This is a genomic window from Streptomyces sp. NPDC059224, from assembly GCF_042754285.1.
Taxonomy (GTDB): Bacteria; Actinomycetota; Actinomycetes; order Streptomycetales; family Streptomycetaceae; genus Streptomyces.
Window position 1 is genome coordinate 1 of the sequence record NZ_JBHZAN010000095.1, and the last position, 2,527, is coordinate 2,527.

The window sequence follows — 2,527 nt, forward strand, 5'->3', positions numbered from 1 at the left end:
AATTAACATGTCACCCGGGAACTGTCAATAATAAAAAATCCCGCCGGATATTTTTCCAGCGGGTTGTGTCTCGGGCGTGACTCTATTGTTACAGATAGAATAGAAGTCTTCCGCGGCTCCTATTCTACTTAATTTTAACAAATGTTAGTATATATTGTAAATTATTTCACCCTTAACCGTTGACCGACATAAATCTTATTCGCATCCGGGATACGATTAACTGTGGTCAATGTCTTAACGGACACACCGAATTTCTTACCAATTTTCGTCAGGTTGTCGCCCGCCTTTACGGTGTAGAATGTACCGCCGGATGGTGCGGCTCCTGATACCTTCAGGACTTGACCAACACGAATCATATTAACATCTTTAATACCGTTCACTTTCGCCAACTCCTTCACTGACGTATTATATTTCTTTGCAATTGCTGTCAATGTGTCACCCGCCTTAACGGTATATGTCGAGCCGGACGACTTGGCAGGTTTCGCCTTCACTGCGGCTTTGTTCCCGACCTTATCGTATTTCGTCAGCCCGTGGGCTTCGATTGTGGCGATAAGCTTCTTCGCATAGTTCGGGTCTGTCGCATATCCACCCTTTTGGATGGCGGCACAAGCTTGTACATAGTTCGTTTCCCCGACAACAGCCTTATAACGGTCAAGACGGTTATAGAGGTTCACAAGGTCTATGATAGAATCGCGAACAGACTTATACGCCCGGAACCCTGCTTTGATTGTTTTATCGACCCCGTTTAAAACCTCCCACGTGCCCATATGAACGGTTCCAGCGTTCCCGATACCTTTTATACCAAACAGGTTATTTGCACGCGTAGCAAGCCCGGATTTGCCCCAATTTGACTCATGTATGGCTTGTGCTGTGATAACTGAAGGTAAAACTCGACTTACACCGTATAATTTTTGTGCTTCACTTGCAACATTCTCCATGAAACTCATTCTTTTACACTCTCCCTCATTTGTTGTCTCATTTCATTTATTTGTTCGTCTGAAGCGGATTCAATCCATAGTTTTCTATCCTTCTGAAATTGCGCCCGCCAATATCCCGGCGGCTGTACGGTTGTCGCATTATCCGGTACGGAATCAGCCGGAACAATTTCAGGATAGTCGAAGATGAAATCCGAATCATATACGAATACTTGTATCATTTCCATTGCTCCAACCCTCCTAGTAAGGCACTGCCGCGTCTAATGACCAACTGGACACGGCGGACTGATTGTTTCCTGAAAAGCCGACAAACGCCAGTTTACCGTCAGTGTTGATATAAAATTTTGTGAAGCCTGTCGTTCCGTATGCTGTTGCCATGACCGCCTTTTTGTCTGACGGTGAATATGACGCGGGCAATTGTGCAAAGTCAACGCCGAGGTCACACGCCACGTCACCTTTTAGCATGAGGATGTTTCCCCAGCGGGTATACTGCGGTGTTCTTCCTGACGCCTTTGCTCCATTCAATAACGGAAGGTTATACCATGTGAGCGCCATAAAATCATTTTGTGTAAACAGCTGTCGCCAACCCCTGAATACATTGTCAGTGTGTATAACACCAATCCATGACGTATTATCATAGGAACGTGTCAGAACCAATTTCCGCAGACCGTTTGGCGCTGGTAGAATGTCGAGATAGTACCAAGAAGCGTCACCCGGTAACGGTAGTTGATTCCATCCTGTCCCATAATAAAAACCGGGTGGTGCGGTGAATATGCTGTCAGCTGAAGCCAACCGTTTCCGCATTCCTTCAGCATCCGTTAATGCATATTTCTGTGAGAAGTTTTGAACCCCGATAACATCCTGAAGCGATAGATTCGTTGTCTGTAAATCCTTTTGCAGCTGTGTCGCATCCGTAGCAGCTTGATTCCATTTCAAACGTTCAGAATCCGAGACGTGAGGTTTAGCATTTGCGATATGGTTCTTCAGGTTTGTTTCTGATGTCGTCACCCTGTCACTCATACCGTCCCACTTGGTACGGTCTTCAGACGATACGTGTTTGGTCGTGTCCTTTACATGAGCGTCCAAGACTCGGCCGAATGAATCAACGTCAGCCTTCATACTTTGAATTTGTTGGTCAGTTGCACCAGTTGACCCACCGTCCGCGGTATCCTCTAACGCTTGGACTTTTTGCTGAAGCGTCAGAATATCGTTCTTTATCTCATCTGACACGTCCATATGGTCAACGGTGTCCTGAAGCTTTGCCATCTTGTCTTTTAAATCTGAAATACTTGTTTTGACGCCTGTATCATCATAGGGCGGCGTCCGCCTTGACCCGAGTTCAATCAATTAGGACACCTCCACGATTGTGACGACTGTCTCAGTATCAGCGACTAGGTACACGTCAGGGCTTTGGCTATGAACCTTAAATGTTAGCGGGCTGTCGTTAGACGTGAGCGGCGCACCTGTAGTCGTCTCGACACCCTGCTTACCCCAATAAATGACACCCGAGTTAGGCGGGTAGATCGTCAACTCTCGGCGGTTTGTCAGTTTGCTAGAACCTGACTTTGCCATTACAGGCGTGACGCCTACAC

3 protein-coding genes are annotated in these 2,527 nt (G+C 46.5%); all 3 read right to left on the minus strand.

Annotated features, from left to right (window positions below):
- Positions 1-161 precede the first annotated feature (161 nt).
- Genes ACFXI4_RS44510 through ACFXI4_RS44520 form a run of 3 tightly spaced genes read right to left on the minus strand, consistent with a single transcriptional unit; the run spans position 162 to position 2,282 of the window.
- Complete coding sequence (locus tag ACFXI4_RS44510) at positions 162-938, minus strand: glucosaminidase domain-containing protein (protein ID WP_376642730.1); 777 nt, start codon at positions 936-938, stop codon at positions 162-164.
- A gap of 5 nt (positions 939-943) precedes the next feature.
- Positions 944-1,162 (minus strand): hypothetical protein, encoded by a 219-nt coding sequence (locus tag ACFXI4_RS44515; RefSeq protein WP_376642732.1) that lies wholly within the window; start codon positions 1,160-1,162, stop codon positions 944-946.
- A gap of 13 nt (positions 1,163-1,175) precedes the next feature.
- The gene (locus tag ACFXI4_RS44520) at positions 1,176-2,282 is read right to left on the minus strand and encodes a hypothetical protein (RefSeq protein WP_376642734.1); all 1,107 of its coding nucleotides are present in this window, start codon (positions 2,280-2,282) and stop codon (positions 1,176-1,178) included.
- Between the last annotated feature and the right edge of the window lie 245 nt (positions 2,283-2,527).